Source organism: Symbiobacterium terraclitae (genome assembly GCF_017874315.1).
GTDB lineage: Bacteria > Bacillota > Sulfobacillia > Symbiobacteriales > Symbiobacteriaceae > Symbiobacterium > Symbiobacterium terraclitae.
The window spans coordinates 22666-47711 of the sequence record NZ_JAGGLG010000020.1; the positions used below are offsets into that span (position 1 = coordinate 22666).

Sequence of the window (25046 nt, forward strand, 5' to 3'; positions counted from 1 at the left end):
ATGCAGGGTAAGACGGAGACCGCGCGGGCTCCTCTGGGCGCCCAGGTTGTCAATTTCATCACCAAGTGGGGCACCGTGCTCACGATCGTCCTGCTGTTCGTCTTCTTCTCCATCGCCTCGCCGTCGTTCCTGACCGCGTCCAACATGATCACGATCCTGCGGAGCATCTCGATCGTCACGGTGATCGCCGTGGGCGTGACCATCTCGCTGACGGTGGACGGCTTTGACCTCTCGGTCGGCACCGTGGCGACCCTGGCGGATGCCCTGGTCATCTCGATGTTCGTCTGGTACGGCTGGCCGACCCTGCCGGCCGTTCTGGTGGCGCTGCTGGGCTCGCTGGTGGTGGCGGCGCTCAACGCGACGCTCATCGTGAAGGTGCGGATTCCCGATCTGCTGGTCACGCTGGCCACCATGTTCATCTTCGAAGGCGTCGCCCTGACGTACACCGGCGGCGGCTCCATCAGCCAGGGCATGCCCCGGCTCGACGGCACGCCGACCTTCGGCACGATTCCCGCTGGTTTCCGGCTGATCGGGCAAGCTCCCTGGATCATCATCATCATGCTGGTCGTGGTCGCCCTCGTGCACGTCTTCCTCAACTACACCAAGCACGGCCGCTACCTCTACGTGGTCGGCGGGAACAGGGAGGCGGCCCGGCTCTCCGGCATCCCCGTCAACCGCTACCGGACCCTGGCGTACGTCCTTTCCAGCCTGCTGGCCGCGCTGGGCGGCATCATGCTGGCGGCGCGCCTCGGCTCCGCGCAGATCAACGCCGGCGCCGGCTACCTCATGCCCTCGGTGGCCGCGGCCTTCATCGGGTTCTCGGTCGCCGGCCAGGGTAGGCCCAACGCCATCGGCACCTTCCTGGGCGCCGTGCTGGTCGGCGTGCTGGAGAACGGCCTGGTGATGCTGTCGGTCCCGTACTACTCGATGAACATCGTGAAGGGTACCGTGCTGGCGCTTGCGCTGGCGATGACCTACTTCCGCAAGAAGTAAGTCTGAAACGAAACGGCACGGGAGGTATCGCGGATGGCGAAGTACGACCAGTATTTCCTCATGAAACCGGAAGACGTTATTGAATATGTGAAGGATCAGCTGGACGTGTTCGGCCCCGACGCCGACCTGGAGTGTAAGGAGATCGGCGACGGCAACCTGAACTACGTCTTCCGGGTGTGGGACCGCAAGTCTTCGGCCTCGGTGATCGTCAAGCAGTCCGGCGACACGGCCCGCATCTCCGACGAGTTCAAGGTCTCCATCGACCGCAACCGCATCGAGGCGGAGGCGCTCATGCTGGAGGACCGCCTGGCTCCCGGGCTGGTCCCGAAGGTGTACAAGTACGACCCGGTGATGAACTGCACCGTCATGGACGACCTGTCGGACCACCAGATCATGCGCGGGGCCCTGATCAAGCACGAGAAGTTCCCGCTGTTTGCCGACCACATCACCACCTTCATGGTCAACACCCTGCTCCTGACCTCCGACGTGGTGATGGACCACAAGGAGAAGAAGGACCTGGCCCGCCGCTTCGGCAGTCCCGACCTGTGCGAGATCACCGAGGACCTGGTCTACACGGAGCCGTTCAACGACTACAAGGGCCGCAACATCGTCTTCCCGCCCAATAAGGAGTGGGTGGAGCGCGAGATCTACGGCGACCAGGAGCTGCTGCTTGAGGTCAGCAAGCTGAAGTTCGACTTTATGACCCGGGGCCAGGCGCTGATCCACGGCGACCTGCACACCGGCTCCATCTTCGTGCGGCCCGACTCGACCAAGGTGATCGACCCCGAGTTTGCCTACTACGGGCCCATGGGGTACGATACGGGCAACGTCGTGGCCAACCTGTTCTTCGCCTGGGCCAATGCGGACGCCACCATCGCCGATCCCGCCGAGCGGGCCGACTACATTCAGTGGCTCGAGAAGACCATCGTCGACGTCGTCGACCTGTTCAAGGCCAAGTTCGTCAAGGCCTGGGACGAGCACGCCACCGAGGTGCTGGCCCGCACGCCCGGCTTCCGCGAGTGGTACCTGGACACCGTGCTCGACGACACGGCGGCGGTGACCGGCCTGGAGCTGAGCCGCCGGATCCTCGGGATCGCCAAGGTGAAGGACATCACCTCGATCGCGGACGAGGCCCTGCGCCTCCGGGCCGAGCGGATCTGCCTGACGGCGGCCAAGGAGTACATCAAGAAGCGCACCCAGTTCCGCACGGGCGCCGACTTCGTGGCCGCGTTCCGGAGGGCCATGGCGCAGTTCCCCCGGTAGATTGGGAGAGAGGTGACAGGCATGGAGCAGCGGAAGCAGATCGTACCGGTGGCGCTGGACGACGCGGACAGCGCGCTGGTGATCGTGGACCAGACCCTGATCCCCAACGAGACGCGGTACCTCCGCCTGAAGACCCAGCCCGAGATCTGGGAGGCCATCCACTCGCTGCGGGTGCGCGGCGCGCCCGCCATCGGCATCGCCGCGGCCTACGGCGCCTACCTGGGCGTGAAAGCCTCGGACGCCGCCGACTTCGAGTCCTTCTACGCCGAGTTCCGCCGGGTGAAGGAGTACCTCGCCTCCTCGCGCCCGACCGCGGTGAACCTGTTCTGGGCGCTGGACCGGATGGAGGCCTGCGTGCTGCGGAACAGGGAGCGGCCAATCGCGGCGATCAAGGAGGCCCTGCGCGCCGAGGCCGACGCCATCAAGGAGGAGGACGTCCGGGCCAACCGGGCCATCGGCGAGTACGCCCTGTCCCTGGTGCAGCCGGGTATCGGCATCCTCACCCACTGCAACGCCGGCGCGCTGGCCACCGCGGCCTACGGCACCGCCCTGGCGCCCATCTACCTGGGGCAGGAGCGCGGCTACAACTTCAAGGTCTTCGCCGACGAGACGCGCCCGCTGCTGCAGGGCGCCCGGCTCACCGCCTACGAGCTGATGCAGGCCGGGGTCGACGTCACCCTGATCTGCGACAACATGGCCTCGGCCGTGATGAAGAACGGCTGGGTGCAGGCGGTCTTCGTCGGCTGCGACCGGGTCGCGGCCAACGGCGACACCGCCAACAAGATCGGCACCTCGGGCGTGGCGATCCTGGCGAAGAACTACGGCATCCCGTTCTACGTCTGCGCGCCGACCTCCACCATCGACATGAACTGTGCGACGGGGCGGGACATCCAGATCGAGGAGCGCAAGCCCGAGGAAGTCACGGAGCAGTGGTACGCGAAGCGGATGGCGCCCGAGGGCGTGAAGGTCTTCAACCCGGCCTTCGACGTGACCGACGCCGAGTTCATCACGGCGATCATCACCGAGTACGGGATCGCCCGGCCGCCCTACACCGAGTCGCTGAAGGAGCTGTTCCGCCGCAAGGAGACCGCCGGGAAGCAGGTATGACCAGCGCGTACATGACCGAGGATGAAGCCAGGCGGGCGATGGTGGACGTGGGCCGCCGCATGTACCTCAAGGGCTTCGTGGCGGCCAACGACGGCAACATCAGCGTCAGGGTCGGGCCCGACGCCCTGCTGGTGACGCCCACGGGCGTCTCCAAGGGCTACATGGACGCTGACATGATGGTGAAAGTCGACCTGGAAGGGCGCGTGCTCTCCGGAGGGCGGCCCACCTCGGAGCTGGCGATGCACCTGCGGGTCTACCGGGAGAACCCCGAGGTGACGGCCGTCGTCCACGCCCACCCGCCGGTGGCCACCTCGTTCGCCATCGCAGGCATCGCCCTCGACCGCCCGATCCTGACGGAGGCCATCCTTAACCTTGGCGCCGTGCCCGTCGCACCTTACGCGACGCCCGGCACGGCGGAGGTGCCCGATTCCATCGCCCCGTTCTGCCGCACGCACAACGCCGTGCTGCTGGCCAACCACGGTGCCGTCACCTGGGGGAAGGACCTCCTCGAGGCGTACTACCGCATGGAGTCGGTCGAGTACTACGCGACCATCCTGATGTACACGGGGAACATCATCGGCCGCAGCAACGAGCTCTCGATGACGCAGGTTTCAGAGCTGGTGCGGATCCGGGAGCGGAACCGCACGGGCGGCGCATAGCGAGGGACCGGCCCGCACTCCGGGGAGGGAGTGCGGGCCGGCCGCGCGGATTGGCAGCAAGTGCAATATCTCGGGCCCGGACGTAGCGGCGGACCCGCCGGCGACGTCCCAAGGGACAGGGGGGAGATGCCTGCGTGCGCGATCGCCGGATGTTCACCGTCTACGCACTGATGCTCGCGAGTTTCCTCACCGCCGTCGACGTCACCATCGTCGACACGGCGATGCCCCGGATCGTCGGCTCCCTGGGCGGCTTCGCCATGCTCACCTGGCTCGTCTCGGCCTACATGCTCACGTCGACCGCCACGATGCCCGTCTACGGGAAGCTGTCCGACATCATCGGCCGGAAGCGGACCTTCACCATCGGCGCGGTGATCTTCGTCGCGGGCTCCGCCCTCTGCGGGGCGGCGCAGTCCATGGAGGCGCTCATCCTCTTCCGCGCCCTTCAGGGGCTGGGCGCCGGCGCGATGCAGCCCACGGTCCAGACGATCCTGGGCGACATCTTCACCCCCCAGGAGCGGGCGAAGGTGCAGGGCTGGTTCTCCGCGGTCTGGGGCTTCTCCGCCCTGGTGGGGCCGCTGGTCGGCGGCCTGATGGTCGACTTCCTCACGTGGCGCTACCTCTTCTACATCAACCTGCCCCTGGGCGCCATCGCCCTCCTCATGGTCTGGCGCTTCTTCGACGAGCAGGTGCAGCGGCGCAAGGCCCGGATCGACTACCTGGGGGCGGTCACCCTCACCGGCGGCATGGCGCTGCTGCTCCTGGTGCTGCTCACGGGCGGGACGCAGCTGCCCTGGGCCTCGCCGCAGATCGCCGGCATGGCGGCCGGCGCCGTCCTGCTGCTCCTGCTCTTCCTCTGGACGCAGGGCCGGGCGGCCGACCCGGTGCTGCCCCTCAGGCTCTTCCGGATCCCCGTGATCGGCTGGGGCAACCTCTCCTCGCTGATGGTGGGCGGGGTGATGTACGGCACCTCGGTCTACCTGCCCATCTGGGCGCAGGGGGTGCAGGGCTACTCCGCCACCCGGTCCGGCGCCTCGCTGCTCTGGCTCTCGATCGGTTGGCCGATCGCGGCGGTGCTGGGCAGCCGGCTGATCGTCCGGATGGGGGTGCGGCCCTCGGCGCTGCTGGGGCTCGGGCTCAACGTGGCCGGCTCGGCCGGGCTGGTGCTGCTGGCCCGGACCATGGCCGAGATCCCCGAGGTGCTGCTGGCGCTGGTCACGTTCGTCATCGGCGCGGGCATGGGCTTCTCGACGCTGGCCTTCATCCTGGGCATCCAGTCCTCGGTGGACTGGACGCAGCGGGGTGTGGCCACGGCGTCCTTCCAGTTCATCCGCACCCTGGGCGGCATGATCTGGGTCTCGGCGATGGGCGGCGTGATGAACGTCGACCTCCTGGGCCGGCTGCAGCGGATTCCCGGCGTGGAGGCCCGCACCGCTGCGGACGCGGGGGACTGGGCCAACCGGCTGCTGGACCCCGCCCAGCGGGCGGCCCTGGCGCCGGAGCTGCTCCAGGCGATGCAGGATGCGCTGGCCGCCGCGCTGCGCAACGTGCACCTGGTGATGCTGCTGGCCGCGCTGCTGAGCCTCGCCGCGGCGCTGCTCATTCCGAACCTGCGATTTGAGCGCGGCGACGCGCCGAAGCCTGCGGAGGCGTAGGTGCGTGAGCTTCGTCACCGCAACCGGCCGGGCCCGACGGCTATGCTGAGCATGTACGATCCCATCTCCCGTGAGAGGAGTGGACCGCATGCGCTCACAGCCGATCCCGCCGCCGGTCCGGGCGCCCTTCGACTTTGACCTGCGCCCGCTGGTCGTCATCTGGGAGGTCACCCGGGCCTGCGCGCTGGCCTGCCGCCACTGCCGGGCGGAGGCCAACCCGCGCCGGCATCCGCTGGAGCTCACCTTCGCGGAAGGCTGCCGCCTCATGGACCAGGTGCGTGAGCTGGACCCCATGGTCTTCGTGCTGACGGGCGGGGACCCGTTCATGCGCAAGGACCTGCCCGAGCTGGTCCGCTACGGCACCTCCATCGGGCTGCGCATCTCCGGCAGCCCCAGCGGCACGCGCCTCGCCAACCTCACCAACATGACCCGGTGCGCCGAGGCCGGCATGCAGCGGGTGGCCTTCAGCCTCGACCACGCGGATGAGGCGCTGCATGACGCCTTCCGGGGCGTGCAGGGCTCCTACCGCTGGACGATGGAGGGGATCGACGCCGCCAAGCGGGCCGGCATGGAGGTGCAGATCGGAACCACCGTCTCCCGCCACAACTGGCGGAACCTGGCGCAGATCGCCGCGAAGGTGGCCGAGATCGGCGTGGCGCTCTGGTCGGTCTTCTTCCTGATCCCCACCGGCCGGGGGCAGCTCTCCGACATGCTGAGCCCCGAGGAGCACGAGGAGGTCATGGAGTGGCTGGCCGAGTACAGCCGCACCGCACCCTTCGCCATCAAGTCCACCGAGGGTCCGCACTGGCGCCGGGTCCTGCTGCAGAAGGGGATCACCGGCCTGCCCACCATGGGCGTCAACGACGGCAAGGGCTTCGCCTTCATCTCCCACATCGGCGACGTGAACCCCTCGGGCTTCCTGCCCTGGAAGGCCGGGAACGTGCGGGAGGAGTCGCTGGTGACCATCTACCGGGAGTCGGAGGTGTTCCGCCTGCTGCGGGACCCCTCGAAGCTCAAGGGCCGGTGCGGCGCCTGCGAGTACCGCGCGATCTGCGGCGGATCCCGGGCCAGAGCCTACGGCGTGTACGGGGACTGGCTGGCCGAGGATCCCGCCTGCGCCTACGTGCCGCCGGGGTATCAGGGCGCCTGAACGCTGTTGAGTGAGCCCACGAACCGCTTCTGCAGCGGCTCGTGGGCTTTCTCGTACGTGTACTGATTAGATCCAACAGACTCGGGAAAGCGAGGATTGGGATTATGTGAGTTCTTAGCCTTGGGGAGGAGATGGCCATTCGCATCGTGCTCATCGTGGCCTGGCTGTTGGTCGGGCTTCTCGTCACGCCCGCGCTCACGCGGTTGCCGGAGTACCTGTTCGATGCCGCATCCGGCGGCCTCCAGGCCTGGTGCTGGTTCGACATCTTCGGGAAGGGTGGGGCCGGCTACCGCAGTCGGCGGGTCGCCAGGGGTTTCGCGTGTGGAGGTGGGTGTGCACAGGGTGAGCGCCCGCTGCCCTTCCGCCCCGTTCCTGCAGGCACAGGCGCCCGGACGGCGAATCCTATCCTGCAGAAGGGGGGCGGAGGGGCCGTGGCTGAGGAGAATGACCACAAGCCGCAGAAGTTCACCCAGGCGTGGCTCGAGGAGATCATCCAGGAGGCCATGCGCAAGGGCGAGTTCGACAACCTGCCCGGCAAGGGGAAGCCGCTGGACCTGGAGAAGGATGAGCCCGACCCTTACGCCGCGGGTGAGGGCTCGTGGATCGTCAACCGGATCCTGCGGGAGAACAAGGTGGCGCCGCTCTGGATCGAGCTGGAGAAGGCCATCCGGGAGGACCGGGAGTGGCTGGCGACGCACCCCAAGGACCACCCCGAGCGGCAGGAGCGGATCCGGGAGCTGAACGAGAAGATCATGCTCTACAACCTGAACAAGCCAAGGGGAATCCTGGACAAGCTGCGCTACCGCGACTGACCGGAGTCCCACGTCCCGCCCATCGCGGCGCCGCACACAGCAGGAGCCTGACACTGGCAGCACACACCCCCCGATGTGGTGTACAATCGGGGGGTGAGGTGTTTCTTGATGAGCGACTGGCGTGCGAAGCTGGCCGGGCTGAACGAGCAGCTGCAGGCGCAGGAGAGGGCGGAGGGGGAGCGGAAAGCCGCCGTGCTGAAGGGGTTCCGCAGGCGGCTGGAGGAGCTGAAGCCCGTGCTGGAGGAGGCCCGGGCCTTCGGCGAGGCCTTCGGTGTGGATCTCGCGTTTCACATCAGCCGGTTTGACGAACGCTACCCGTACCTGGAACTCACCATCTTGAAGCCGCGGCTGCAGTACCGGGTGGAGTGCCGCGACGGCGTCATCGCCGAGCGCCTGAAGGAGGGTGAGGCGCCTGTCGCCGAGCGGCGTGTGACCCTTGAGGACCTGAGCGTGAAGGCGTTCGAACAGCGGCTGACGGGCTGGGTGCGGACGGCGGCGGAGGCAAACCGCCGCCTGCCCTGGCGGGGGCGCTAGCCCGGCCCGGCGGGAGTGCCAGACCGAACGGCCGGAGAGAGGGGCTCACCGCTGCCCTGCGGGAGCCCGCAAGGGGGAGACGACTTGGGAATCGTCAGTGATGCCCAGCGGCGGCAGATCAGGGAGCTGTTCGACAGCCACCTGCGGGACCCGGTGGAGGTCCTGTTCTTCTACGCGGATCCGCACGACCCGCACACGGCGGCCATGCGGGAGATCCTCGACGCGCTGGTCGGGGCCTCGGGCGGCCGCATCCGGGTGCGGGCCCGGGGCGGACGGGAAGGGCAGGCCGAGGCCGCGGGCTACCGGGTGGAGCAGGCGCCTGCGCTGGTCCTCCTGGACGGGGAGGGCGGCGACACCCGCGTGCGCTTCTACGGGGCGACCGTGGGCTACGAGTTCATGGTCTTCCTGGAGGACCTGATCGACGTCTCCCGCGGGGGCACCCGCCTGTCGGAGGCGGCGCGCCGCGCGGTCCGGGCCGTCGATCAGGACCTGGTGATCCAGGTCTTCACCACGCCCACCTGACCGCACTGCCCCCAGGCGGTTCGCCTGGCACACATGGCGGCGATGGAGAACCCGCGCATCCTGGCCTATTCGGTGGACGCGGCCGAGTTCCCGGAGCTGGCGGCGCGCCACGGCGTGCGCGCCGTGCCGCAGACCGTGATCGCCGGGAAGGCGCAGGTCGTCTTCGTCGGCAGGTACCCGGAAGCCGAGTTCGTGGCGGAACTGGTGCGGGCTTGCGAGGGATGAGGAAAGGCAGACGACAGGGCGGCCTCCGAGCGGAGGCCGCCCCTTATGTGCGTCTTGCGCCCATTCGGCGCTACTGCCCCGCCTGGCCGGTGCTGAGGCCCGCCGCGGCCTGCACCGCGTCGACGACCTCGAGGTAGCTCCGCTGCAGCCTGAGCAGGGTGCCGTTCACCAGGAAGGAGGGGGTGCCCGTGATGCCGGGCGTGCCGTAGCCCTCAGCCGAATCGGCCAGAACCTTCTCGCGGTACTTCTGGCTGTCCATGCACTGGTTGAAGGCCCCGGTGTCGAGCCCCAGCGCCTTGGCGTACTGCTTCATGGCGTCCCGGCTCCACTTCGTGCCCTGGGCGGGCTGGTTGGCGAAGAGCATGTCGTGGAACGCCCAGTAGTAGCCCTGGTCGGCGGCGCACTCGGCCGCCTCCGCGGCGTTCAGCGAGGTGTTCTCCCGGTCGATTACCAGCATGTGCTTGTGGACGAAGCGGGCCGTGCCCTCGTCGACCAGCTGGGAAATGTACGAGCTCAGGACCGAGTTGGCATCCATGCAGGCCGGGCAGCGGAAGTCGCTGAACTCGACCAGCTCCACCGGTGCATCGGCGCTGCCCCGCACGTTGCGGTCCGCGCCCAGCTCCTGATCGGTCAGGATGGTCTCCGGGACGATGATATCGCCGAGCCTTCCGGCGGAGATGTTACTCAGCACGATCAGCAGCGCGGTGGCGCCGACGGCGATGCCCACGATCCACCAGAGGCTGTTGTCCCGCTTCCGGTAGGGGCGCCGCCGCTCCTTGGTCTTGGACATTCCGACTTCGCTCCTTTGAGTGGTTTGTCCCATTGTATCGTCACATGGGCACTATTAACAACGAGAAAATCACCAGCTATGTTCACTGTCGGCTGTGCGAAATGCGCGCTTCCGCTCGAGACCCTACCGCCAAACCCGCACCGGACGGGCGCTTCGACGTCTGTGACGACCGTCACGAAACCCCGTCGGGCGTAGACTTGAAGTTTCCAGTGACCCCTTTTTAATGCCTACGGTTCTACTAGATCAAAGTAGCACACCGGTACACTGTTCGTGTACCCATTACGTAGCGCTTGTGAGGGGGGTCTCCCACATGTCCGGCGGTTTCGACCGGCGCTCGTTCCTGAAGCTCTCGCTTGCCGCCACGGCGGTGGCGGGAACGCTGGGGGCCGCTTTCGCCGCCGAGCCCGGCACCTACGTGAGCGGCGGCGCGGCGCCGGCCCACGTCGAGCCCGACACGTGGACGTACAGCACGTGCGGCTTCTGCGGCACCGGCTGCGGCATCGAGATCGGCACGAAGGAGGGCCGGCCCGTCGCCATCCGCGGCACCAAGGGGTACCCGGTGAACGACGGGTTGCTCTGCGCCAAGGGCATCTACCAGTGGAAGATGATCACCGCGCCCGACCGGGGCAAGCACCCCATGATCCGCAAGGGCGGCACGCTGGTGCAGGCCTCGTGGGACGAGGCGCTGACGGCGATGACCGACAAGCTGAAGGCCCTGCTCGCCGAGCACGGCCCCGAATCGATCGCCTGCTACAACACCGGCCAGCTCTGCATGGAGGAGTTCTACACCCTCGGCAAGCTGATGCGGGCCGGCTTCCGCACGCCGAACCTGGACGGCAACACGCGCACCTGCATGGCCTCCGCCGTCGTTGGCCACACCCGCTCCTTCGGCACCGACGGGCCGGTGGGTGCCTACGCCGACATCGAGGCGGCCGAGGTCATCCTCATCGCCGGCTCCAACATGGCCGAGTGCCACCCGATCCTCTTCGCCCGGGTGGTGAAGGCGGTGGAGAAGGGGGCGAGGCTGATCTGCGTCGACCCCCGCCTCACCCAGGTGAGCCGCATCGCCACCATCGCCCTGCCGATCCGGCCGGGCACCGACGTGGTGCTCCTCAACGCCATGGCCCACGTGATCATCCGGGAGGGGCTCATCGACCGGGCCTACATCGATGCCCACACCACCGGCTACGCCGAGCTGGAGGCGCACCTGCGGAAGTATACCCCTGCGTATGCGGCGGAGATCTGCGGCGTCCCGGCCGAGGACATCGAGGCGGCCGCCCTGCTCTACGGCCGGGCCGAGCGCTCGCTCTCCATGTGGGTGATGGGCATCAACCAGTCGGTGAACGGCACCATCGCCAACAACTGCTTCCACAACCTGAACCTGATCCAGGGCAAGATCGGCAAGCCCGGCTGCGCCTCCTTCTCCATCACGGGACAGCCGGCGGCCATGGCCTCCCGCGAGGTGGGCGGCTCTTCCAGCTACCCGGGCTACCGGGCGATCGGCAACGCCCAGCACCGGGCCGAGGTGGCGGCACTGTGGGGGGTCGACCCGGCCATCCTGCCGGACAAGTCCCCTTCGATCACAGAGATCATCGACGCCATCCTGGAGGGGAAGATCCGGGCGCTCTGGGTGATCTGCACCAACCCGCTGATCTCGCTGCCCGACCAGAACCGGGTGCGCCGGGCCCTCGAGAAGCTGGAACTGCTGGTGGTGCAGGACGCCTTCGCCACGGTGGACACCGCCCAGTATGCCCACATCTACCTGCCCGCCGCGCTCTGGGCGGAGAAGAGCGGCATCATGGTCAACTCCGAACGGCGGCTGAACCTGCTGAAGCCGGCGGTGGCGCCCCCCGGCGAGGCCCGCACCGACTTCGCGATCTTCCTTGACGTGGCAGACCGCATGGGCTACGGCCACCTGTTCCCGTACCGTACGACCGAGGAGTGCTTCGAGGAGATCAAGCGGCTGACGAAGGGCCGGCCCAACGACTACTCGGGCGCGACCTACGCCCGCATCGAGGAGAACCGGGGGCTGCAGTGGCCCATACCGGACGAGCGTTCCACCGGCACGCCCCGGCTCTACGCCGACGGCCGCTTCAATACCGCCGACGGGAAGGCCGTGCTCTGGTCGGTGGACCCCGTGGAGCTGCCCGAGGTCCCCGACGGCGAGTACCCCTTCAATCTGAACAGCGGCCGGGTGCAGGAGCACTACCACACCGGCACCAAGACCCGCAAGGTCCCCGAGCTGAACCACCTGGTGCCTACGGCCTACGTGGAGCTGAACCCGCGTGACGCCGAGCAGCTCGGCGTCGGCTACGGCGACCGGGTGCGCATCGAGAGCCGGCGGGGCGAGATCGAGGCCAGGGTGGTGGTCACCTCCCAGGTCGCGCCGGGCTCGTGCTTCGTCCCCATGCACTTCAACGAGGGCCCCGTGAACCGGCTCACCGTCTGGGCGGTCGACCCGTTCTCCAAGGAGCCCAACTACAAGCAGCAGGCCGTGCGGCTGCGCAAGGCGTAAGGGGGGAACCGCAGGATGACCACACAGCTCGGCTTCCACGTCGACATGGAGAAGTGCATCGGCTGCAAGGCGTGCGAGGCGGCCTGCAAGGACTTCTACCAGCTGCCGCCCGAGATCCGCTGGCGCCGGGTGCGCTCCTTTGAGATGGGCGAGTTCCCCAAGGCCCTGCGGGTTCACCTGAGCCTGGCCTGCAACCACTGCGAGGACCCCGCCTGCATGAAAGGCTGCCCCGTCGAGGCCTACACCAAGCGGGAGAAGGACGGCCTGGTGATCCACGATCCCACCGCCTGTATCGGCTGCCAGTACTGCACCTGGACCTGCCCTTACGGGGTGCCCCAGTTCGACCCGGCGCAGGGCGTGGTCTCCAAGTGCAACGGCTGCTACGAGCTGGTTGACCAGGGGCAGCTGCCCCGCTGCGTGCAGTCGTGCCTGACCGGGGCGCTCAGCTTCGGCGAGCGGGACCAGCACGAGTCCACGAAGCGCCAGGCGGTGCGGGAGGCCCCGGGTTTCCCCGATCCTGGCATCACCCGGCCCTCGACCCGTTTCGCCTGGCCGAAGAAGGGGCCGCAGCCTGAGACCCAGGTTCGGGTGGCGCCGCCGGTCGAAGGGCACGCGGCGGACGCGCAGGCGAGGCAGCAGGTGACGGAGGCGCGTCCGGTCACGGCGGCCTCGGGAGCGGCAGCGCTGGCCGCCTCCGGCTCGGCAAAGGAGGGACGCTAAGATGGCGGAGTGGCTGCACGAAGCGCAGTACAGCCTGGTGCTCTTCACGGTTCTGATGCAGGTGGCCATCGGGGCGCTCTGGGTGCTGGCCGCGGCCGACCTGCAGGAGGCGCCGTCGCCGGACCCTGACCGGGCCCGGCTCACCCGCCTCGGCAGTGCCATTCTGCTGCCGGTGGCCGCCGTGGGCATGCTGTTCTCGACCACCCACCTGGGGCGGCCGATGCTGGCCATGCGGGCGCTGCGCCACTGGGAGACGTCCTGGATGTCCCGGGAGATCTGGATGACCGGCCTCTTCTTCGGCCTGATCGCCCTCTACACGCTCCTCTGGTGGTGGCGGCCGGAGGTCGGCAAGGCCCGGCGGGCCGTCGGGGTGATGGGCGCCCTGGCCGGCGCGGCGACCATCCTCAGCCAGGCGATGATCTACATGATCCCCGGCCGGCCGATGTGGAACCACTGGTCGACGCTGGCGCTCTTCTTCGGCTCCGCCCTGATGCTGGGTCCGCTGGCCGTGGCATCCGTGCAGGAACTCGGCGGCGCCGCCCGGGGCGGGCGGGCGAAGGCGGACCAGCGCCCCGGGGCGGGGAGGGAGCAGCGTCCCGATGCGGGTACGGGCCGGCGCATCATGGCTGGCGGTGCCCCTGAGGTGGCGCACCGCCACCTGGCCCTGACCCTGCTGGCCGCGGTCGCAGTCTACGGAATCGGCCTGGCCGGACGGGTGCGCTACCTGGCGGACGGTGCTGCCGCTGCGCTGGCCACGCCCGGGGCGGCAGGCAAGGCCGCGGTCGGCAGCGAGACCGTGCGCACCGCCCTGCTCCTCGGCCAGCAGGTGGTGGCGGCCAACGGCGTGCTGCTGGGCCTGGAGGTCGCCCTGGCGATCGGCGTTCCCGCGGCCCTGGCCGCAGTGCTCTGGCTGACGCAGCGGCGGGGCGGAGGCTCCGGGCCCAGGCGGGGGCTGCTCGGCGCCGGACTGGCCCTGACGCTGGTGGGGCACCTGGCCGGCCGGGCGCTGTTCTACCTGAGCGGGCAACCCTGGTTCTGACGAGGAGGCGCTGCGGGTGAAGACGACACGGCGCGGATCGATTCTGACGCTTCTCACCGGCGCCCTGGCGGCGCTGGCCCTGGTGGCCGCCCGCAAGGGGTTTCCCGGGGCGCAGGCCGCGGCACGGCGCCTGGCGCGGCCGGGGCTGCCGGATGCGAAGGTGGAGATGTACGGGTACCGGGAAGTGAACGTGAGTTAGCCGGAGCGGTACCGGGCTCCGAGCGCCCCAACGGCGCTCGGAGCCCCGGTGCTGTTACGCCTGTCGAAGGTGACCGGAGCCTCCCGGCTGAGGTCGAACACGTGCATGGCTGGGAAGTTTCCGACCGGGCTGAAGCCGAACCCCACCACCGGGCTCGCCCCCTGCTGGGGGAGACCGGGTAGTTGATACCTGAACGGCAAGCAAATGAGCCACGCATGAGAGAGCCGTGGCTCATTTCCTTTCCGTTGCCGCCTGGTTGACAGCCGAGGCGGCGGCCAAGTCTACCATAGGGGGTATCAGGAGGGGCTGAAGGTACCAGAGGGGGTGTAACGAGGGGTCTGAAGGTACCGGAAGGGGTATTGAGAGAGGTTTGAGGGTACCAGAGGGGGTAACAAGAGAGGCTTGCAGTTACCGGGGGGGTGGTCTCCAGGGGCCATCCGCCGGCGGCGGCCAGACAGTTGAAACCTGAACTGCAAGCAAATGAGCCACGCATGTGAGGGGCGTGGTTCATTTTCTTTCCGTTTCCGCCTGGCTGACAGCCGAGGCGACGGCCAAGTCGACCATAGGGGGTATCGAGAGGGGCATTAAGGTACCAGAGGGGGTATCGAGAGAGGCTTGCAGGTACCCGGGGGGTGGTCTCCAAGGGCCATCCGCCGGCGGCGGCCGGACAGTTGAAACCTGAACTGCAAGCAAATGAGCCACGCATGTGAGGGCTGTGGCTCATTTCCTTTCCGTTTCCGCCTGGTTGACAGCCGGGGCGGGGGCCAAGTCTACCACAGGGGGTATCGACAGGGGCTTGAAGGTACCAGAGGGGGTATCGAGAGAGGCTTGCAGGTACCCGGGGGGTGGTCTCGCAGGGTCACCCGCCGGCGGTGGGTGGGCAACACCATAGACTCATCCCCCCGCAGCCGGGGAGAGCAGGTAGAGCTCGTCGCCATCCCGCAGGCGGGTGCGCATCCCCGCCCGCTCGCCGTTCACGTAGACCGTCGCGGCCTGGAGCGGCCCCGCGTCGGGCAGCCCCAGGGCGGCGGCGGTCTTCTGCAGCGCCTCGGCCACGGTCGAGGCGTCCACAGCCACCTGGCGCTGCCGGGCGTCCAGCCGCAGCGTGCCGAAGAGGCGCACCGTCACCACCCGGTCCACCCCCTACTGGATGCGCAGCCGGCGCAGCAGGGCCGGCGTCGGCACGCCGTCGGGCGTCCAGCCCCGCAGCCGGTAGTACTGCCGTTTCATCGGCTCCAGCGGCACCCGGGTGCGGGGGTCGCCGGGCACCTGCTCGACGGACTTCAACCGCTCCGGCAGGTCGTCGTCGGCCGCCGTCACCCCCAGGCGGGTGTTGACCAGCCGCTCCAGGTTGTACCCGCGCTCGCCGATGGCCTTCAGCCGCCCCAGGTCCATCCTCATGCCGGTCACCGCGGCCAGGGAGCGGGTGACGGGCAGCCCGGGCAGGTGGACCGGCAGCCAGCGCATCCGGTGGAGCAGCGCCACCGGGCCGCCCAGCCAGGGCAGGACCCGGTTGACCGCCCGGGTGAGCCACCCGTTGGGCCGGTTCAGCAGCGCGGCGGGGAAGACGTTGTAGGAGCTGAAGAGGCAGTTGCCGGCCGCCGAGATGGCCTCCATCAGGTCCTGCATCAGGATCGTGAGGGCTGCCTTGGCCCGGGGGGTGTGGGGATCCATCTCGAGCCCCAGGCCCTCCAGCACCGCCAGGTACCCGGCGTTCAGGTGGCAGCCGCCCCGGTTGGAGACGGCGTAGCCCAGCCCCTGGCCGACTGCCGCCCGGGGCTCGTATGCCGGCAGCTCCAGCCCCTTCACCTGCATGGCGAAGCCCATCCCGCCGAACCGCTGGGCCAGGCGGCGGCTGCCCTCGGCCAGCAGGTCGCCGATGCCCCGCCGGTGGGCGATGTCGTCGAAGAGCTGCGGCAGGTTCTTGACCTCGCCGAAGCGGAGGCCGTTCTCCCACAACCCCTTCTCGTTCAGCTCCATGGCAAAGGCGATGGTGCCGCCGGTGGAGATGGAGTCCATGCCCAGCTCGTCCAGCTGGTAGTTCCAGCGGATGATCTCGTTCAGGTCTGCGTTCTCGAGGTTGGGGCCGAGCAGCACGAGGGTCTCCAGCTCCGGCCCCTTCACCTTGCGGCGCTTCTGACCTGCCTCCGCGCGGCCGTCGGAAGGCGGAGTCTCCGCCGTCGCAGGAGCACCCTCGGCAGGCTCCGTCGCGGCGGTCAGGGCGTACGCGGACCGCTCGTCTCCGGTCTCGGGCTGGTCATCCGGCAGGTACACCTCGCGCCCGCAGTGGACGGGGCAGCCGGTGCAGCCGCCGTTGTGAACCAGGTGCTCCTCGGCCAGCGTCTCGCCGGAGACGGCGTCGAACTGGTCGAAGCGCCCCCGGCTGAAGTTGCGCGTGGCCAGCATCCGGTGGGCCTGCATCATGCTCAGCAGACCGGCCGTGCCCAGCCGGGGAAGCTGGTTGCCGGTGATGGGGTGGGAGCGCAGGTCCTGCGTCCAGCCCCTGTGCAGCGCCTTCACCCGCTCGGGGTCGGCGACGGGCACGGCCAGGCGGCCGTGGGCCACCAGCGCCTTCAGGTTCTTGGCGCCGAAGACCGCGCCGACGCCCGCCCGGGCGGCCATCCGCTCGTCGCTGGCGAGGCTGGCGTAGCGGACCCGGTTTTCGCCGGCGGGGCCGATGACCAGCTTGCCCGTGCGGGGCGGCAGCGCCGCCTGGGTCGCGCCGGTGGTCAGGCCCCACAGTTGGGCGGCGTCGCGGAAGCGGACGCCGCCCTCGGTGATCTCAACCCAGACCGGGCTCTCTGCCCGGCCCGTGATCACCAGGCCGTCGCAGCCGGCCTTCTTCAGGTGCAGCCCGAAGGAGCCGCCGCAGTTGGAGGAGGTGAGCAGGCCGGTGAGCGGGGAGATGGTGGAGACGTTGAAGCGGCTGGTCATGGGCGCTCCGGTCCCGGTGAGGGGCCCGGTGGTGACCACGACGACGTTCTCGGGCCCGAAGGGGTCGACGGGTCCCGTGATGAGGTCGGCCAGGATGCGCGCCGCCATCACCTTGCCGCCCAGGTACAGCTCCCGCTGTTCGTCCGTGATGGGATACTCGCTGACCTGGCGGGTGGTGAGGTCGATCCGCAGCATCCGCCCCATGTAACCCTTGAAGCGCGTGGGCACCTGCATCGCCCCCTTCTGCCAACATATCGGCGCGTCAGTTCTTTTGACGACGGCCGGCCGGAATCCTGTACGAGCAGGGCGGGCCCGAGGGTGAACCCGGCGCGGTCGCGCCGACGCGAACCGGCCGCGGCAGTGCCGCACGGGGCACAGAGCGCCGGGACTGCGGCCGGCGGCGCGGAGAACCCAGCTCCCGACCGGGTCGTCTATTATGTCAGCACTCTGCCACAGGAGGGCGGGTCATGCGGAACGGCTTCATCGCACTGCTGATCGGAGTCCTGCTGCTGGGGGCGACGCTGGCGCCGAAGCCGGCCCATGCCCTGTCCTGCATGGGGGTGGAGGAGCAGCTTGACGATTACGCCCTGGTGGCGCTGGGCAGGATCACGAGCGTGAGACCGCTTGGCCGGGCGACCCCCGGAGGGACGCCGCCGGTGACCGTTGAGGGTAAGCATCTCCGGCTCCTGGGTGTAACTCCCTTCCGGAAGTCCGCGGTGACAGTGGAGGTCGAGCGCTACCTGAAGGGAGAGGGGCCGCACACCCTGGACTTCGTCTACACCTGGAGCCAGTACCGGCGGGTGACGGACGAGGGGCTGCATGTCTACGTCGGACTGCGCTACTCCCCGGAGGAGCAGCAGTATACGGCCTCGGAGTGCTCGCTGCTGGCCAGCCCCACGACACGCGACGAGTACGGCCGGCACATCATCGCACTCCTGCACGACACCTACGGTGAGGGCCGGCCGCCGGGGGCCCCGCTCCGGCACCAGTGGTTGCTCCCGGGCGCCGTCGGGACGGCGGCGGTGACGGTTGCGGCCGCATACACCCGGCGGAGGGGTACACATACGCGGAGGGTGTGAATCAGGTGACCGCCAGAGGGCCGGCGCGCAGCGCGTCCAGCTGCGCGCCGGCCGCGCGTTCACCGGGTGAGGGTCCCACGGCGTTACGGAAAGAGCCAGAACATGAACTGCCCGTGTACCACGGTGGGCTCGGAGGCTGGGATGTACACCACACCGTCGAACAGGAACTCCTCGGGGTGCGCCCGGGCGTACTCCAGGATCACGCCATCGACGTTCTCCCGGGCCTCGCGCTCCCAGAAGCGCAGGGTGATGTCGGCGAAGTCCGGCTTCAGCCGCGCCCGCTCAGAAGGCCTGGTGCAGGATCTGCAGCACGTCGTCGAGCTCGGCCTCCTTGGGGTTCATCAGCAGTGCCCCGTCGTTGATGGCGGTGCGGGCGATCGCCGAGAGGGCGTCCTCCGTCACCCCCACCTCGCGGAGGCGGAGCGGCAGCCCGCAGGCCTGGCTGAGCCGCTGCGTGAAGTCCCGGACCACGGCGACGGCCTTGGCGCCGCGTTCGGCCGCAGGCGTCGCGGCGTAGACCTCGGGTCCCGCCAGCGGGAGGAGCAGCCGCCCGTAGCGCTCGTGGAGGACGTCGAGGTTGTACGCCATCACGTGGGGCAGCAGGATCGCCATGGCGTCGCCGTGGGCCACCCGGCTCACGCCGCCGCAGGCGTGGCCGATGGCGTGCACCAGCCCGACCATGGAGTTGGAGAAGGCGGCGCCGGCCATGAGGGCGGCGTTGGCCATGGCCAGCCGGGCCTCCACGTCCTGGCCGTTGGCCACTGCCCGCGGCAGGTACTCCCGGATGAGCTCGATCGCCGCCCAGGCGTACGCGTCGCTGAGGGGGTTCCGCTGGATGCAGGTGTAGGCCTCGATGGCGTGGACCAGGGCGTCCACGCCGGTGGACGCCGTCAGGCGGGGCGGCAGCGACCGGGTCATGCGGGGGTCGAGGACCGCCAGGTCGGGCAGGAGGTGGTGGGAGACGAACTCCATCTTCACCTGCCGCTCGGGGTGGGCGATGACCGCCACCAGGGTGGCCTCGGAGCCCGTGCCGGCGGTGGTGGGGATCACGGCGAAAGGCACGTGCCGCCTGGGCTTCAGGATGTCGGCACCCATGTAGTGCATGATGTCGTCGGTCTCCTGGCCGATGAGGACCCGCAGCCCCTTGGCCGTGTCGATGACCGAGCCGCCGCCCAGGGCGACGATGGCATCGCAGCGGGCCTCCCGGAAGGCGCGGCCCGCCGCGTTGACCACGTGGACCGACGAGTCCGGAGGGATCTCCTCGAACCGGGCGGCAAAGGTGAGTCCGCCGCTGCGGAGGGCGTCCTCAACCAGGCCGGTCAGCCCGACCTGCGTCAGCTCGCGGTTGGTGAGCAGCATCGGCCGGGACGCCTGCAGGTGCTCCAGTTCATACGGCAGGTTCTCCAGGGCGCTCTCGCCGGAGAGCACCTTCACGGGGTTGTAGAACTCGTAGTAGCGCGGGATCACGGTGCGCACCTCCTCAGGCGGCAAACAGGGTGGCCAGGTAGACGCGGGCCATCGAGACCTCCCGGCGGGGAACCCGCTGCATGATGCGGCGGGTGATCAGCGTGGGGAAGAGGTACGCCTCGGCGATGTGCAGCACCCGCACGACCGACATGGCGAAGGTCAGGTCCCCCCGCAGGGTCATCCGCCGCTCAGCGTAGGCCCGGGCGATGGACTTCATCCCCAGGAAGACCGGCAGCGCCCCCTCCAGGTGCTTGAACGTGATGAGCAGGGTGGCGTCCGCCACCGGCCGGAGGCCGAGGAAGCGCACCCGGCCGGCGCGCAGTTGCAGCGACATGGCGGGGCCGGCCGGGGCGATGGCCAGGCAGAAGCTCGCGCCCTCGGCCCAGGTGGCCACCTCTGCCGCGACCCGGCTGTCCAGCCGGGCGCAGGCGCAGATGCCGCGGCCCAGGAACCAGAGCAGGATCCGGATCAGGAGCGCTTTGATCCCCCTCATGCGAACCGTCCCTTCCCGTGCAGAGCGCTATTGCATGATATGTACGTAAGTTTGGCATTCGCCGGCCAGAATCCTGTACGGTAGACGAGGAAGTTCGCCCACTCGGGTGGAGGACCTAGACCTTTCGTGTACCGATGCGAGGCGCCCGCGCAGGGGCCGTCCGGACCGGGAAAGCCGCACAGGACCTGTATCTTATGCCGCTGCGCCCGAGGATAACCGGGAATTATGACGGATATCAAACCTGTGAAGTTGTAGCTGGAATGATTCTAGTTTATGGTGAGATTACAGGGATCCCACCGCCCTGTACGGCGAAGGTAAGTCACATGGAGGAGGATGCAGACATGTCTCGGCGATGGCACACCCTTGCGCTGGCCGGAGCCCTGACCCTGGTCCTGGTTGTCGGCTGTAGCTCCGCCACCTCGAACACCTCGAAGTCGTCCGGCAAGCTCACCGAGGTCCGGAGCGGGAATTTCGCCACCATCGTGGCCGCACCGGAGAACCCGGACAACCCGACCACCCCGGAGAAGGTCGAGCTCGGCAAGATGCTCTTCTTCGACCCGCGGCTCAGCGGCAGCGGCGCGATCTCCTGTGCCAGCTGTCATAACCTCGCCCTCGGCGGCACCGACCGCCTCCAGTTCTCCCGCGGTCACGACTTCCAGGAGACCGGCCGGAACGCCCCGACGGTGCTGAACGCTGCGTTCTTCCAGAACCAGTTCTGGGACGGCCGTGCGCAGGGCCTCGAGGAGCAGGCCGGCGGCCCGATCCAGGCCCCCGGCGAGATGAACATGCCCGCGGACAAGGCCGTGGAGCGGATCAAGTCGATCCAGGGCTACCACGAGTACTTCAAGAAGGCCTTCCCCAACGAGGAAGATCCCATCACGTTTGAGAACATCACGAAGGCCATCGCCGCCTTCGAGCGCACCCTGATCACCCCGAACGACGCCCTCGACCGCTACCTGCGCGGCGACAAGAACGCCCTCTCGCCGCAGGCCATCCGCGGCATGGAGACCTTCGACTCCATCGGCTGCACCTCGTGCCACGCGGGCCCGGCGCTCTCCAGCGGTGCGATGATGAAGTTCGACTACGGCACCGACCTGGGCAAGGCCAGCTGGACCGGCAACCCGCAGGACGAGAAGTTCTTCCGGGTGCAGACGCTCCGCAACGTCTCGCTGACCGGCCCGTACTTCCACGACGGTTCCGCCGAGACCCTGGAGGAGGCCGTCACTACCATGGCCCGGGTCCAGCTGGGCGTGACGCTGACCGACCAGCAGCGTGACGACATCGTCGCCTTCCTGAAGTCCCTGGTGGGCGAGATGCCCGACATCTCCGTGCCGGTGCTGCCTCCCAACTAAAGTCCAACCACCGTGCGACCCCTGCGGCGCTGCCTGCGCTGCGGGGGTCGTGTTTCATCGCCCGTGCCTTCGTCGCTGTTCGTCGCTGGTGCTCCGCGTCCTGAATCCACCGGGGCTGCTCAACGAAGAGAAGGCTGCCACCAGAACCAGCGAAGCTGAACAGAGGCGAAGCGCTGGAACGATCCCCCCGTGGCCGGCGGGGGGGCCGCGCCGGCGCCCTCGTGACCGCCTGGATCCCGGTAGGACCGGGAGCGGGAGAGGGATCTTCTGGTGCTTGTCAAAACTACATACGGAAAGGCCTGCCCGGCAGTGGCCAGGCCTGGCGAGCGCACAACAGTAGGAGAGGATCGTGTACGATGGAAACCTTTGTGTTCCACAATCCCACCAGACTGATCTTCGGCCGGGGACAGCTGGCGCAGCTGCGCAGCGAGCTGGCGCCGTACGGCAAGCGGCTGCTGCTGGTCTACGGCGGCGGGTCCATCAAGCGCACCGGCCTGTACGATGCGGTAATGGCCATCCTCCGTGAGGTGGGCGCCGAGGTGTCTGAACTGCCGGGGGTGGAGCCCAATCCGCGGCTGACCACGGTCCACCGGGGCGTTGCGATCTGCCGCCGGGAGCAGGTCGACTTCATCCTGGCGGTCGGGGGCGGCAGCGTGATCGACTGCGCCAAGGCCGTCGCCGTGGGCGCCCTGTACGAGGGCGACGTGTGGGAGGTGATCACTGGAAAGGGCCGGGCGACCGGCGCGCTGCCCTTCGGCACGGTGCTCACCCTGGCGGCCACCGGCTCGGAGATGAACTCCGGGTCTGTGATCACCAACTGGGAGACCCGGGAGAAGCTCGGCTGGGACGCCGCTCCCCACACCTACCCCCGGTTCTCGATCCTGGATCCGGTCTACACCTTCACGGTGCCCAGGGACCACACCGTATACGGCATCGTCGACATGATGTCCCATGCGCTGGAGCAGTACTTCCACACCGCGGCCAACACGCCGCTGGTGGACCGCTGGATCGAGGATCTGCTGCGGACCGTCATCGAGGCGGGACCGAGGGCGGTGGCGGACCCCGAGGACTACGCGGCCCGGGAGACGCTGCTGTTCTGCGGCACGATGGCCCTCAACGACCTGCTAGCCATGGGCACCGACGGGGGCGACTGGGCGACCCATGCCATCGAGCACGCGGTCTCGGCTGTGTACGACATCCCCCACGGCGGCGGGCTGGCGATCATCCAGCCCAACTGGATGCGGTACTGCCTGGACGTCAACCCCGCCCGTTTCGCCCGCCTGGCCGTGCGCGTCTTCGACGTGAACCCGGCGGGCCGCAGCGACCGGGAGGTGGGGCTGGAAGGGATCGAGCGCCTGCGGCAGTTCTGGACGAGCATCGGCGCGCCCTCCCGGCTGGCCGATTACGGCATCGGGGACGACCAGATTGAGCGGATGGCGAAGCTGGCCACCGGTCGGCGCGGCACGGCCGGCCAGTTCCGCAAGCTGACGGAGGAGGACGTGGCGGCGATCCTGCGCATGTCACTGTAACAGGGCTCGCAGCGCCGCGACGAAGGGGCTGTCCCAGACGCAGTTCACGCTGCGGAGACAGCAAGCTACGGGGCCGTCCCAGCAGGGGAAACTGCTGATCGGACGGCCCCGTTTTGTGCGCCGGCCCGGGAGATGCCCTCGACCAGGGGCGCATTCAGTCGATCCGCACGTGGCGGGCCAGTTCCACCACACGCTCCAGCTCCGCGCCGGTCAGGTTGACCCGCAGCCCCTCCATGAGCCACTGGCAGTGGCCGAACAGCCGGCCCTGCCCGTAGTCCCGCTCGAGGCAGAGCGCTTGCGTCTCCCCGACGTCGACCGTCCGGATGTCGCCCAGCGCTTCGTCGGGAGGGGAGTAGGAGATCAGCTGGTCGGACGGGAGCGGCGCCACATGCCCGGCCGCGTCGGCATAGCCCATCGCCTCCAGGATATAGAGCTGGCCCTCGTACCAGTACCCGATCCGCACAGTGCGCATCTCCCATTCCTGGAAGGTCCAGATCGCCACTTCGTACTTGGCGGGCGAGACGCCGTCGTGCGCGATGGTCGGCGGGGTGAAGCCGGCAACCTTGATGGCCTCGTCCAGGGTCTTTACCGGAATGCCCTTCACCGCGGCGGGCTGCTCCATGCCTGCGCCGGGCGTCTCCGACGGGGCTTCTTCATCTGAGGGGGTCACCAGGGCCATGTGCGTGTCGCCGACCCGACCCTCCCAGCGCACCTTGAAGACGGTGCGGTACAGGCCCAGGAAGCCCTCCACGGCCGCGGCGCGCACGGGCGGGTAGAGTAGGCTGAGCAGCGCCAGCACAGCGACCGAAGCGGCGACGATCGCCCACGGCGACCGACTGCGCCGCGCGGGGGTCGGCGCGCCGTCCAGGGCGGCCGCGATCGCATTCCACCGGTCGGACGGGGCGTGCCCGGCCACCCCCCGGGCGAACCCTTCCTGAATCAGGCGGTCGAGGTCAGCCATCGGGCGTCAGCTCCTTTCCGTGCCCCGGGTCGGGGGCCTCCATGCGGCTCTTTACCGCCTGCCGCGCCGCGTGCAGGCGGGATTTCACCGTCCCCAGCGGCAGGCCGAGGATCTCGGCGATCTCAGGCTCCGTGAACTGATGGAAGTAACGGAGCATCAGCACCTCGCGGTGGGCGTGGGAGAGGCGCTCCAGGATGGGCCACAGGTCCGCCCGGTCCTCCGTGGCCGCGTAGCCGGGGTCCCCTGCGCCCTGCCGGTCCGGCAGCGCCAGCGGCAGGAGGCGTCTGCGGCGCAGGGCGTTGCGGCAGAGGTTGATGACGATGCGGGCGAGCCAGGGCGCAAAGGGTCGGCCCGGGTCGCACCGGCCGATCTCCCGGAAGGCCCGGATGAAGGCCTCCTGCACCAGGTCGTCCGCCAGGTGGGGATCGCGCAGGACGATGAGCGCGGTCTGGTAGGCCTGCAGGCGGTGCTTGCGGTAGAGCGCGGCCATGGCGTCCCGGTCGCCACGCTGAGCAGCTGTGATGAGGAGAGACTCGTCCACTGTACCCCCCCATTCGGCTGGTTTCACTGAACATACACATCATAAAGCGAAATGGTTCAGGGGTACAGGCGCGTGCCGTGACATCAGGGGGCCGGGGCTCCGGATGGGTTCGAACCGCGACGAAGGGCGGGGAGGAGGCCCCCTCCGCGCCCTTTCCCACAGGTGCAAGCTAACTGTGCCTCTTGATGAACTCCAGGGCCTTCTCGAGGATCAGCGTGAGTTCTCGAGCCAGAGCAGCTCCTTCTCCTCGCTGGCGATGGCGCCCATGATCAGCTCGCCGTTGCGGGGCGGCACCACGTGGTCCTCCGGGTGGGGCGAGCCGGCGAACCCGTGGCAGACGATCCACTCCTCTCTCGGATGTGGTGTGCGCTCCTCCGCTTCTCGAACAGCTCCGACAAGTCCGTGAGGGGGGCGGATCGCTCTCGGTCGATCCGCCCCCCTCGCATTTCCGCCCAGCGTGTCCTGCCCGTCGGGCCGGAAAGGAAGAGAGCAGCCCGCCGTGCAGGCTGC

23 protein-coding genes and 1 pseudogene are annotated in these 25046 nt (G+C 68.9%); 17 read left to right on the forward strand and 7 right to left on the reverse strand.

Annotated features, from left to right (window positions below):
- The 10 genes and pseudogenes from J2Z79_RS11710 to J2Z79_RS11755 all read left to right on the forward strand — a co-directional run.
- Entirely contained in the window at positions 1-993 is a 993-nt protein-coding gene (locus J2Z79_RS11710; RefSeq protein ID WP_209467077.1) for an ABC transporter permease, read from the forward strand.
- Between the two features lie 33 nt (positions 994-1026).
- Positions 1027-2256: an S-methyl-5-thioribose kinase gene (gene mtnK / locus J2Z79_RS11715; protein WP_209467078.1), complete on the forward strand. Its 1230-nt coding sequence runs from the start codon at positions 1027-1029 to the stop codon at positions 2254-2256.
- Positions 2257-2277: 21 nt separating this feature from the next.
- Complete coding sequence (gene mtnA, locus J2Z79_RS11720; RefSeq protein ID WP_209467079.1) at positions 2278-3363, forward strand: S-methyl-5-thioribose-1-phosphate isomerase; 1086 nt, start codon at positions 2278-2280, stop codon at positions 3361-3363.
- Entirely contained in the window at positions 3360-4022 is a 663-nt protein-coding gene (locus J2Z79_RS11725; RefSeq protein WP_209467080.1) for a class II aldolase/adducin family protein, read from the forward strand. Before mtnA ends, J2Z79_RS11725 begins: the two co-directional genes overlap by 4 nt.
- 134 nt (positions 4023-4156) lie before the next feature.
- A complete protein-coding gene (locus J2Z79_RS11730; RefSeq protein WP_209467081.1) occupies positions 4157-5674 on the forward strand; it encodes an MDR family MFS transporter in 1518 nt (505 codons plus the stop codon).
- Between the two features lie 88 nt (positions 5675-5762).
- Entirely contained in the window at positions 5763-6824 is a 1062-nt protein-coding gene (locus J2Z79_RS11735; protein ID WP_209467082.1) for a radical SAM protein, read from the forward strand.
- Positions 6825-6955: 131 nt separating this feature from the next.
- The gene (locus J2Z79_RS11740; protein ID WP_209467083.1) at positions 6956-7636 is read left to right on the forward strand and encodes a DnaJ family domain-containing protein; all 681 of its coding nucleotides are present in this window, start codon (positions 6956-6958) and stop codon (positions 7634-7636) included.
- A 108-nt stretch (positions 7637-7744) separates the two neighbouring features.
- Positions 7745-8170, forward strand: a complete 426-nt coding sequence (locus J2Z79_RS11745; protein ID WP_209467084.1) for a hypothetical protein — start codon at positions 7745-7747, stop codon at positions 8168-8170.
- An 84-nt stretch (positions 8171-8254) separates the two neighbouring features.
- Positions 8255-8692, forward strand: coding sequence for a thioredoxin domain-containing protein (locus tag J2Z79_RS11750; RefSeq protein WP_209467085.1), 438 nt, complete (start codon positions 8255-8257; stop codon positions 8690-8692).
- 12 nt (positions 8693-8704) lie between these two features.
- A pseudogene (locus tag J2Z79_RS11755) lies at positions 8705-8917 on the forward strand (thioredoxin family protein); the annotation flags it as partial.
- A 70-nt stretch (positions 8918-8987) separates the two neighbouring features.
- Here the strand turns inward: J2Z79_RS11755 and J2Z79_RS11760 are convergent.
- Positions 8988-9707 (reverse strand): DsbA family protein, encoded by a 720-nt coding sequence (locus J2Z79_RS11760; protein ID WP_209467087.1) that lies wholly within the window; start codon positions 9705-9707, stop codon positions 8988-8990.
- A 310-nt stretch (positions 9708-10017) separates the two neighbouring features.
- On the opposite strand from J2Z79_RS11760, the gene J2Z79_RS11765 reads away from it, so the two are divergent.
- From J2Z79_RS11765 to J2Z79_RS11780, 4 genes are read left to right on the forward strand one after another with little or no spacing between them, the layout of a single operon-like run.
- Positions 10018-12222, forward strand: a complete 2205-nt coding sequence (locus J2Z79_RS11765; protein ID WP_209467088.1) for a molybdopterin oxidoreductase family protein — start codon at positions 10018-10020, stop codon at positions 12220-12222.
- Positions 12223-12237: 15 nt separating this feature from the next.
- Positions 12238-12942: a 4Fe-4S dicluster domain-containing protein gene (locus J2Z79_RS11770; protein ID WP_209467089.1), complete on the forward strand. Its 705-nt coding sequence runs from the start codon at positions 12238-12240 to the stop codon at positions 12940-12942.
- Between the two features lies 1 nt (position 12943).
- Positions 12944-13981 carry a dimethyl sulfoxide reductase anchor subunit family protein gene (locus tag J2Z79_RS11775; RefSeq protein ID WP_209467090.1) on the forward strand — a complete coding sequence of 346 codons (1038 nt, stop codon included), beginning with the start codon at positions 12944-12946 and terminating at the stop codon, positions 13979-13981.
- Between the two features lie 16 nt (positions 13982-13997).
- Complete coding sequence (locus tag J2Z79_RS11780; RefSeq protein WP_209467091.1) at positions 13998-14180, forward strand: hypothetical protein; 183 nt, start codon at positions 13998-14000, stop codon at positions 14178-14180.
- An 894-nt stretch (positions 14181-15074) separates the two neighbouring features.
- Here J2Z79_RS11780 and J2Z79_RS11785 read toward each other — a convergent pair.
- Positions 15075-15311: a MoaD/ThiS family protein gene (locus tag J2Z79_RS11785; RefSeq protein ID WP_209467092.1), complete on the reverse strand. Its 237-nt coding sequence runs from the start codon at positions 15309-15311 to the stop codon at positions 15075-15077.
- A gap of 12 nt (positions 15312-15323) precedes the next feature.
- Entirely contained in the window at positions 15324-17342 is a 2019-nt protein-coding gene (locus tag J2Z79_RS11790; RefSeq protein ID WP_209467093.1) for an aldehyde ferredoxin oxidoreductase family protein, read from the reverse strand.
- A gap of 239 nt (positions 17343-17581) precedes the next feature.
- Between J2Z79_RS11790 and J2Z79_RS11795 the strand changes: the two genes are divergently transcribed.
- Complete coding sequence (locus J2Z79_RS11795; protein WP_209467094.1) at positions 17582-18193, forward strand: hypothetical protein; 612 nt, start codon at positions 17582-17584, stop codon at positions 18191-18193.
- A gap of 282 nt (positions 18194-18475) precedes the next feature.
- On the opposite strand, the gene J2Z79_RS11800 is transcribed toward J2Z79_RS11795, so the two are convergent.
- Together J2Z79_RS11800 and J2Z79_RS11805 are read right to left on the reverse strand one after the other, a co-directional pair.
- The gene (locus J2Z79_RS11800) at positions 18476-19660 is read right to left on the reverse strand and encodes an iron-containing alcohol dehydrogenase (protein ID WP_209467095.1); all 1185 of its coding nucleotides are present in this window, start codon (positions 19658-19660) and stop codon (positions 18476-18478) included.
- A gap of 13 nt (positions 19661-19673) precedes the next feature.
- The gene (locus tag J2Z79_RS11805) at positions 19674-20153 is read right to left on the reverse strand and encodes a hypothetical protein (protein WP_209467096.1); all 480 of its coding nucleotides are present in this window, start codon (positions 20151-20153) and stop codon (positions 19674-19676) included.
- Positions 20154-20494: 341 nt separating this feature from the next.
- Here J2Z79_RS11805 and J2Z79_RS11810 point away from each other — a divergent pair, with 341 nt between their 5' ends.
- Together J2Z79_RS11810 and J2Z79_RS11815 are read left to right on the forward strand one after the other, a co-directional pair.
- Entirely contained in the window at positions 20495-21505 is a 1011-nt protein-coding gene (locus tag J2Z79_RS11810; protein WP_245302665.1) for a cytochrome-c peroxidase, read from the forward strand.
- A 356-nt stretch (positions 21506-21861) separates the two neighbouring features.
- The gene (locus J2Z79_RS11815) at positions 21862-23034 is read left to right on the forward strand and encodes an iron-containing alcohol dehydrogenase (RefSeq protein ID WP_209467097.1); all 1173 of its coding nucleotides are present in this window, start codon (positions 21862-21864) and stop codon (positions 23032-23034) included.
- Positions 23035-23188: 154 nt separating this feature from the next.
- Here the strand turns inward: J2Z79_RS11815 and J2Z79_RS11820 are convergent, their stop codons facing one another.
- Both J2Z79_RS11820 and J2Z79_RS11825 read right to left on the reverse strand, forming a co-directional pair.
- Positions 23189-23995, reverse strand: coding sequence for a hypothetical protein (locus tag J2Z79_RS11820; RefSeq protein ID WP_209467098.1), 807 nt, complete (start codon positions 23993-23995; stop codon positions 23189-23191).
- Positions 23988-24536, reverse strand: a complete 549-nt coding sequence (locus tag J2Z79_RS11825) for an RNA polymerase sigma factor (RefSeq protein WP_209467099.1) — start codon at positions 24534-24536, stop codon at positions 23988-23990. Before J2Z79_RS11825 ends, J2Z79_RS11820 begins: the two co-directional genes overlap by 8 nt.
- Positions 24537-25046: the final 510 nt, after the last annotated feature.